General features: G+C 64.5%; 7 protein-coding genes and 2 pseudogenes. 3 read left to right on the top strand and 6 right to left on the bottom strand.

From position 1 onward, the window contains the following. From WAN02_RS28165 to WAN02_RS28155, 3 genes are all read right to left on the bottom strand, one after another. Nucleotides 1–859 (bottom strand): sulfatase-like hydrolase/transferase (locus WAN02_RS28165; RefSeq protein ID WP_422268590.1); only part of this gene is annotated, 859 nt, incomplete at its 3' end. Between the two features lie 215 nt (nt 860–1,074). Next, a complete protein-coding gene (locus WAN02_RS28160; protein WP_422268588.1) occupies nt 1,075–1,479 on the bottom strand; it encodes a type II toxin-antitoxin system VapC family toxin in 405 nt (134 codons plus the stop codon). Between the two features lie 23 nt (nt 1,480–1,502). Next, nucleotides 1,503–1,739 (bottom strand): type II toxin-antitoxin system Phd/YefM family antitoxin, encoded by a 237-nt coding sequence (locus WAN02_RS28155; protein WP_422268586.1) that lies wholly within the window; start codon nt 1,737–1,739, stop codon nt 1,503–1,505. 457 nt (nt 1,740–2,196) lie between these two features. Between WAN02_RS28155 and WAN02_RS28150 the strand changes: the two genes are divergently transcribed. Further along, nucleotides 2,197–2,730, top strand: a complete 534-nt coding sequence (locus WAN02_RS28150; RefSeq protein WP_422268584.1) for a permease — start codon at nt 2,197–2,199, stop codon at nt 2,728–2,730. A gap of 512 nt (nt 2,731–3,242) precedes the next feature. On the opposite strand, the gene WAN02_RS28145 is transcribed toward WAN02_RS28150, so the two are convergent. After that, entirely contained in the window at nt 3,243–4,904 is a 1,662-nt protein-coding gene (locus tag WAN02_RS28145; RefSeq protein WP_422268582.1) for an NERD domain-containing protein, read from the bottom strand. A gap of 196 nt (nt 4,905–5,100) precedes the next feature. Here WAN02_RS28145 and WAN02_RS28140 point away from each other — a divergent pair. Next, nucleotides 5,101–5,208, top strand: a pseudogene (locus WAN02_RS28140) (nitroreductase); the annotation flags it as partial. A 49-nt stretch (nt 5,209–5,257) separates the two neighbouring features. On the opposite strand, the gene WAN02_RS28135 reads toward WAN02_RS28140, so the two are convergent. Continuing rightward, complete coding sequence (locus WAN02_RS28135) at nt 5,258–5,656, bottom strand: type II toxin-antitoxin system VapC family toxin (protein ID WP_422268580.1); 399 nt, start codon at nt 5,654–5,656, stop codon at nt 5,258–5,260. Beyond that, nucleotides 5,656–5,928 carry a type II toxin-antitoxin system Phd/YefM family antitoxin gene (locus WAN02_RS28130; protein ID WP_422268578.1) on the bottom strand — a complete coding sequence of 91 codons (273 nt, stop codon included), beginning with the start codon at nt 5,926–5,928 and terminating at the stop codon, nt 5,656–5,658. Before WAN02_RS28130 ends, WAN02_RS28135 begins: the two co-directional genes overlap by 1 nt. Before the next feature lie 158 nt (nt 5,929–6,086). Between WAN02_RS28130 and WAN02_RS28125 the strand changes: the two are divergent. Further along, nucleotides 6,087–6,382 (top strand): annotated as a pseudogene (locus WAN02_RS28125) (glycoside hydrolase domain-containing protein); the annotation flags it as partial.

Raw genomic sequence — 6,382 nt, 5'->3', positions numbered from 1 at the left:
GGGTCATGCCGGCGTCGGGCCAGCTGTTCATGTGGGGACCGTTGTCGGTGGAGTACATGACGATCGTGTTCTCCGCGATCCCCAGCTCGTCGAGCAGATCCAGGATGCTGCCGACGGTGTCGTCGTGATCCAGCATCGTGTCGTGGTAGCGGGACTGCCAGCGCCCGGCGCGGCCCACGCTCTCGGGCTGGGTATGGGTGCGGAAATGCATGTGCGTGGTGTTGAACCACACAAAGAACGGAGCTTCGGCTTCGTGTTGGCGCCTGATGAAATCGACTGCGGCGTCGCGAAATTCGCCGTCGCAGGTTTCCATTCGCTTCTTGGTGAGCGGGCCGGTGTCTTCGATACGCTGGGTGCCGTCGCCGTTGGCCCAGGTGTGCAGCACGCCGCGGGGCCCGAACTTCTTGCGGAACTCCGGATCCTTCGGATAGTCCGGCAGCTCGGGTTCCTCTTCGGCGTTGAGGTGATACAGGTTGCCGAAGAACTCGTCGAAGCCGTGCATCGTGGGCAGGTGCTCGTCGCGGTCGCCGAGGTGGTTCTTGCCGAACTGGCCCGTGGCGTAGCCCTGCGCCTTCAGCGCCGTCGCGATCGTCGGGTCCTGTGCCTGCAGGCCCAGCGGCGCCCCGGGCAGGCCAACCTTGGTCAGGCCGGTGCGATACGGGTTCTGGCCGGTGATGAACGCTGCCCGTCCGGCGGTGCAACTCTGCTCCGCGTAATAGTCGGTGAACAGCACCCCTTCGGCGGCGACGCGGTCGATGTTGGGGGTCCGGTATCCCATCAGCCCGTCGCTGTAGCAGCTGAGGTTGCTCTGCCCGATGTCGTCGCCCCAGATGATCAGGACATTCGGCTTATCGCTCACTGGTTGGCCTTTCGCCGTGGAACCCCGAAGCCCTAACACCCGGCCAGCTGACACTGACGCATACCTGGCGCCCCACAGCGATCCTAGACCCCGTTTCCGCCACCGCCACGGGCTTTCGGCTCGCAGCTAGTTGGACAAGCGTTTGTGCCGCTGTTGCACTTCGCTTCGTGTTGTATTGAGCACCAACGCCTTTCGGCAAGGGCTTCTCTGCAGGCTCATGGCTCGCCGTGATCGGGGTGGGGGACGGTTCGTAGGTCCAGGCGTGGGATCGCGTCAAAGTCTGACGGATTGCAGCTGTATAGCGGCAGGTCATAGGCAATGGCGCTGGCGGCGATCAGTGCATCATAAGCGCGTGCCGCCGGCTTTCGGCCGGACGCTCGCAACGATGCGGCAACTGCTCCAAATGCGCGCGCAGACTCGGCATCGAACACCAGCACGTCGAAGTCCGACTCCGCCTGCTGCAGATGCGCCTGGCGTGCCGCGCGCTCTTCGTCGGTATGGGCGACATGCGGCCCCACCGACAGCTCGGCCAACGTGATCGCGCTGATCGCGGCTTGGTCGGGCAGATCTGCAGGGTCTTCGATGCGCCCAAGCAGGATCACCGTTGATGTGTCGAGCATCCCTCTCGACGCCGGCTCAGGGGTCACAGCGTTGGATCAATGACGGTGTCGATGTCACGTCGCAGCACGTCGGGGTCAACGCGAGGCAACCCTTTCCTGCGCTCAATGAGTTCGACAGGTCTGGCGCTGCGCCGTGGCAGCGGGCGCAACTCGGCGACCGCGCGCCCGTCCCGGGTGACGATCACACGTTCACCGCGCTCCACACGGTCCAGCACCTCTCCTCCTCTATTACGGAGGTCGCGCACGGTTACTGACTCCACAGCCGTAGTGTATCACCGGTGAGACAGACACCTCCAGTGCACACCGCACCGGTGGTTGAGGGTGTCGGCCGGATTGCGTCCGCGTTTCCACCGAAACATCCACCGCGACGTGCGCGTGCTGGGAGGATAGCGGGCACCGTTGGTGCATTTTGCGCCCTCATTTCAGGAGCGTCCGAGAACCGCGGGGAGGCAACATTGGCCGCACCTGAAAAGCGCAGAGCCACCCGCCGCGGGGCTGTATCAGCCGCTGTGCACGATCGGATCGCTGCTCGTCGGACTATCGCCGACCAGACGATCTCGTTGGCCAGACTGGAGCACGCCTGCGATCCGAGCAGCAGACGGTGTCGCGACCGGTTCGGGGTGAGAGCGAAGTCGCGCTGGCCCGTGACGTCATCGCGGCTCCCGCGATCTCAACAACGAACCTCATCACGAGGCCTGCAACAAGGATGGTGCCCTAGTGACCGACTCTAAGGATCGACCGACGACCTCGAAGTCGGGAATGCCGAGTTGGCTCAAGCGAGTGATCATGTTCGCGATCCTCGGCGCTGTCCTCGTCATCGTGTATTTCATTCTGGCGGCGTTCCTCCCGCGTTGGTGGGCGGAGCGGATAGGCGAGCTGTCCGATAGAGGTTTCGCCCGGGGTATTACGTGGGGTCTGCTCTTCGGCGGACTGTGCACGCTGGTGCCGTTGCTGCTGGTCCTACTTGCCGTCCTGTTTCGGCGCAAGCGCGGCGGGCGGGTCGTCGCCGGCATCGCGGCCCTTCTGGCGCTCCTGTCCGCGTTGCCGAATCTGATGACGCTCAGCGTCGTGCTCGGGGGCAACAGCGCCGCGCACGCGGGTGAAAGGATCATGGACGTGGAGGCACCCGGATTCCGCGGCGCCTCCCTGGTCGGGGCGATCATCGCGGCGCTGGTATTCGTTGGGGTGGTCGTGTTGACGATTCAGTACCGACGTCGCGGACGTCAGCTTGCGGAGGCACGCGCACCGTAGACGCCCGCTGCAGCGGGGCGACCGCACCAATGTCGCACCATCCACGCAGCAGCCCTGTGCGTTTCGTCATCCCTTGGCCCCGACGGTCGTCATGCTTCTACGACAACGGACTTGGCTCACCGAGTGAACCGACTAGACCTCACCGATTCCGGTCGATTCTCGATCATCATCGATGAATTAACGATGACCGTAGAGCCGGCTCAACCACCATGCTCCGAAACGCATACCTGGTCGCGTGCTTCCACTGGTTCACCTCCTTGTTGTCCCCGACGTGCCCAACTGTCGCGAGCGGAATTGAATGCGATCGGAATTAAAAGCGAACGGCGGGTTGAACTTTGGGTTTCGACGGCCGAGCTACGGGGGCTGTTGACCACCGACCCGCTCGCGCCAACCCCTCGTCGTTGACGCCCGCCGCGAGCTCTTAGCTTTATACGGTTTACCGCACGCCCACCGGTGGTCATGAAGTTCGCCAGCGATTCAACCGCGAGGCGGACATCGCTGCTGCCTCGCGACTAGGTCGACGGAAGGTTCAAACGGTGGGCGAGATCGGGCCCGCCGACTTCGCGGATGAAGTCCGGGTCGCCACACACGACGAGTTGATCGCGGGCGCGGGACAGGCCGACGTAGAGGCGTTCGCGGGAGCGTTCGAACGCGGACTGCTCGTTGACGACGAGCACGACGGCGCGGCGTTCGAGACCCTTGAAGCCGAGGACATGGCCGTAGAAAACCTGGTCGGCATCCCAGAAGCTGTCCCAGTAGGCGGCGTTGCCGGCGGCCTGGCGTTCCTTTTGTTCGGGGTGGCGGGTGCCGGTGGTCAGTAGCGCGACGTCTTCTGGGCGCCATCCCTGCTCCAGGAGCAGTTCGACCTCGTCGTCGCCGGCGTTCATCGCGTCGTGTTGCGAACAGGCGACGAACTTCACCGCGGGCCCCTCGCCGCCGAGGAAGCGCATCGGGTGATCGACCAGCGGCTGGAACGCGTTGGCGATCTGGCGGGTGTTGCGCAGGTTGTGGTCGAGGACCAGCGGTACGAGCGGCACCGGCGGAGAGCCGTGCCGGTGGAAGACACGCTGACCTTCGTCGGTGAAGACGTACAGGCCACCGGTTTCGTCGTCCTCCAGGGCCGCGAGCAGCGGGTCCCACCATGCGTCGGCGAAGTCCTGGGCCTCGTCGACGACGATCGAGTCGAACCGGTGGCCGGGCTCGAGTTGTGCTGCCAGATCAGCCATGTGAAGCGGCAGGTCGTGTTCCCAGAACCGCACGGTCTGCTCGGTGCGCAAGGATTCGTCGGGACCTTCGGGTGCTCCCCACCGCACGCCGAGGGCGTGGAACTCGCCGACGTAGGCCAGTTGATGGCGGCGCCGCCAATTGGCGGTGATGCGCTCCAGGTAGGAGGCCAGGCCGTGGGAGTAGCAGAGCAGGGCCACCCGCTGGCCCGTCGCGGAAAGCCTGCGGGCCTGTTCCACCGCGAGAAAGGTTTTGCCGCTGCCCGCCCCGCCGCGGATCTCAACGCGGTTCAGCAGTCGGATGGCGTCGAGGATGACGGCCTGATGTTCGGTCAGCGCGTCGGCGGCGTCCTGACTGGCCAGCGCGCGAGCGACCACACTTCGTTGCGGTAATCCCCTGCCGCTCAAGGCCGTTGAGAGCTGCTCGATGCCCTGCCGAGTGAGCAACGGGCGGTCGAGCTCCTGTTGGACGAGGACGTGATTGAGCCTGTCGACGAGCGTCGGGAGGTTGTTGCGGTCGATGACCTTCCACCGCGGGCACTCCGGCAACGCGAAATCGTCGGCGATCTCGGCGTTCGGCAGGACTATTACGTGGTCCCAGCGCAGCCGGCCCTGAGTCCAGCGATCGTCCTTCTCGATGAATTCGCGCAGCGAATAGCAGGCTTCGCGGGCCTGGCGGACCGGATCGATCCTGTGCTCATGGCCGCCGCGTCGCCGCTGCCACCACGTGTCACCGTCGTGCCAGACGTCGCCGCCCTTGACCTCCAGACAGACAATGCCGGCGCCCTCGATCGCGACGACGAAGTCCACCTCATGGTCCTTGAGGTGGTCGGTGACACGCTGGCCGGGAACCACCCGGTCGTTTGGTTGAAGCTGTTCCAGCAGGGTTTGGTAGACATTGCGCTCGGCGGCGTTGGCAAGGCGGGGGGTTTCGTCGGGAGTGATGGTCACGGAAGCAGCCCTGCCACAACGCCGCACAGCTGCTCGACTTGCGGTGCCTGGTTGGCACTGGCCGCTGTCGGCTCCTCGGTTATCCCCATCGCACGATTGAACTACGTCGGGCGGACAGCGCTGCGGCCTACCGGCGCTATCGCGATTTCTTGTCGGTGGCCGGTCGTACAGTGTGCTGCTCAGCGCGATATATGAGGTGGCGTATCTGTTCGGCGTCGGGTATCCGGCCGATCGCCCGCTTAAGCCGATCCGCAAACCGAACCGACGACCGTTCGACGAGGTCGTGCATCACGGGCATTGGTGATCTGTGTGGCACATGCTGCTGCGCGTAATATCAACAGCCACTTCGGTTCTCAGCGGCCTGGAGCCGCGGTAGGTAGCCCGGCGGCTCCTGCTGCGGTGAGCAGGCGTTCGTCGTAGCTGACGAATGCGGTTAACAGAGTGCCGAATACGGCATCCCCGGTCGCGAGGTGGATGGCATCCAGTGACCGCAGTGCGGCGTCCGGATACGCCGCGGCGGCGGCTCGAACCACCTCGTCGATTTCGTAGAGTGCGACTCGCGCCACGATCTTGGGGACGTGGGCGAGCAGCGAAGGCTCGACTCGACGCAGAGCGCGAGGGAGTTCTACCTCGATCAACGTCGACGACACCCACGGTGCCGTCGCTTGGGCGTCAAGCCAGTCAGCGAGGGCATCGCTTTCAGGTTCCCGCCGCATCAGTTTGATCAGGGCCGAGGTGTCGAGGTACAGCATCAGTACCGCTCGGCGTCCCGCAGTTCACGCAGCAGTTCGCCAGCCTCATTGTCGGTCTTGACCGGCCCTGACGGGCGCGGTGCTGGCCCGCTGACTGTCGCTGGACGAAGCCTTCCGGCACTGATCATTTCGGTTAACGGATTGCCCTGAGCTGGTACTAACCGGGCCACGACGACGCCGCGTTCGGTGATCTCAATCTGCTCACCGCGCTTGACTCGTGCGAGCACGCCAGAAGTATTTTGGTTCAGCTCACGGACCGGCACCTCAGACATGCCCGCAATTGTAGTACGAATTGGTAGTACACCGCGACTAGCGTCTCGCAGGCCAGACTCGCCTAGGTTTTACAGCCTGACCGAAGCGCACCGGGGGTCCACGCCGGCCAGGCCAGCGCGCCGATGAGGAAGCCGTCGTTCAGCTGCGCGACGATACGGGGGCCTTTCAGTCCGTTGAGTGGTCGGTCGATGACTTCGCTATCTCTCAATTCGCTGCCGCGCTTGAGGATTCCAAGACTGCGGGTGAATTCCAGGATCGGGCGCAGTATTGGCAGAACCTGTTCAGTCCCACCACGCATTCGATTCAGCCGCGTAATGCGCTGGGCTTCTTTCCTGCCGGTCCGGCGGTGGTGCCGCCCGGGGACGGTTGTTTCAGCCAGGTCGGGTTCGACGAGGGCAACGCCGAGCAGTACGTGTGGTACGTGCCGCAGAACGTCGCCGGTTTGGTGACCGC

Source organism: Mycobacterium sp., assembly GCF_049281135.1.
Classification (GTDB): domain Bacteria; phylum Actinomycetota; class Actinomycetes; order Mycobacteriales; family Mycobacteriaceae; genus Mycobacterium.
Note: the sequence above shows the minus strand (reverse complement) of the source record. Positions and strands in the feature narration are given on the sequence as shown.